The organism is Xanthomonas cissicola (assembly GCF_008801575.1).
GTDB lineage: Bacteria > Pseudomonadota > Gammaproteobacteria > Xanthomonadales > Xanthomonadaceae > Xanthomonas > Xanthomonas cissicola.
Map to the genome: position 1 here is coordinate 1 of NZ_VZPL01000183.1, position 1,529 is coordinate 1,529.

At 57.3% G+C, this 1,529-nt stretch carries 1 protein-coding gene and 2 pseudogenes; 1 reads left to right on the plus strand and 2 read right to left on the minus strand.

Going from position 1 to position 1,529, the window contains the following annotated elements; genetic code table 11:
* A pseudogene (locus F7R02_RS25270) lies at window positions 1-106 on the plus strand (IS5/IS1182 family transposase); the annotation flags it as partial.
* A gap of 328 nt (window positions 107-434) precedes the next feature.
* Here the strand turns inward: F7R02_RS25270 and F7R02_RS25280 are convergent.
* Together F7R02_RS25280 and F7R02_RS25285 are read right to left on the minus strand one after the other, a co-directional pair.
* The gene (locus F7R02_RS25280) at window positions 435-1,415 is read right to left on the minus strand and encodes a tyrosine-type recombinase/integrase (protein ID WP_439333450.1); all 981 of its coding nucleotides are present in this window, start codon (window positions 1,413-1,415) and stop codon (window positions 435-437) included.
* A gap of 8 nt (window positions 1,416-1,423) precedes the next feature.
* Window positions 1,424-1,529: pseudogene (locus F7R02_RS25285) on the minus strand (IS5/IS1182 family transposase); the annotation flags it as partial.

Consider the following 1,529-nt stretch of genomic DNA (forward strand, 5'->3'; position numbering starts at 1 on the left):
CGGCCTGGCCAAAAACACCGCACACGTGCTGACCTTGTTTGCGCTCTCCAATCTGTGGATGAAGCGAAAGCAGTTGCTGCCGGCTATGGGGAGCGTGCGCCTGTAAACCAGGAAATTCCCACGGAAAGCGCCAGAAATGGCGAAATTCCAAAGATTCAAACGCCACTCTTCGGAACGACGCGACATCCCGCACTCTCAGGCCTCGTTATTCAGACCTTCCCTAGGCGCGGCATGATCCGGCGTCCGGGTGCGTCCGGCATCGTCTCAAGGCGAGGTGATTGCTACACGAGTTACAGGGCGTTACTCAGCAGCCGAACGCCCGCCACCACCTTCCAAAGCACTGAATTTATTGCGTTATTGCCGAGGCGTTACGCGCGTTACGGCAGTTACCCTGAAAAATGGCAAGTCCGAAAATAAAACTGGGCAGACAGCGGCTAGATAGATGCCCTGAGACTGTCCAAGTAGTCCGCCCAGGCTTGCATCATCTTTCGGCGCTCTGGCAAGTACTCGGCAAGGTTGTAGGTGCCGCGCACGCCTTTTCGGCGATGAGCCAGCTGGCGCTCGATTGCGTCAGCGCTCCACGCCTGCTCATTGAGTAGCGTCGAAGCCATATGGCGGAAACCATGACCAACGATTTCATCCTTGCCGAAGCCTAAGCGACGCAAAGCAATGTTCACACTGCACTCGCCCAAGGGGCGCTTCAAACTTCGGATGCTTGGAAGCACAAACTCGCTGCCGCTTGTCATTGGTAGCAGGCGCTCAATTACAGCGATCGCCTGTGTCGAGAGGGGGACGACGTGACCAGCATTGTGCGTGTCCAGCTTCTCCGCATAACGCAATTTCAGCCGCGCAGCAGGTATCCGCCACTCCGACGCTTCCAGATCGATTTCGTCCCACCGCGCACCCCGCAGCTCCCCAGGTCTAACAAAAAGTAATGGGAGCAGTTGCAGGGCCGCGCGCACAACCGGGCTCCCCTCATATGAATCGATAGCGCGGAGAAGCACGCCAATCTTGGATGGGTCAGTCGTGGTCGCATATCGACGCGCGATTGCGGGCCTCAGTGAGCCACGTAGATCACCAGCGGGATCACGCTCCGCTCTCCCGGTAGCGATGGCATAGCGAAAGACGAGGCTCATGCACTGACGGATACGATGCGCAGTGGCTTGCGCGCCCCGCTTCTCTACTCTGACGAGAATTGGCAGCAGATCCTGTGGCTTTAAATCGGCGATGGGCACACGACCCAACCAAGGGTAGACGTCGTTTTCCAATCGCATCTTCACCATGCGGGTGTGCGAATGAGCCCAGTTAGGGAAGGTCTGAATAACGAGGCCTGAGAGTGCGGGATGTCGCGTCGTTCCGAAGAGTGGCGTTTGAATCTTTGGAATTTCGCCATTTCTGGCGCTTTCCGTGGGAATTTCCTGGTTTACAGGCGCACGCTCCCCATAGCCGGCAGCAACTGCTTTCGCTTCATCCACAGATTGGAGAGCGCAAACAAGGTCAGCACGTGTGCGGTGTTTTTGGCCAGGCCG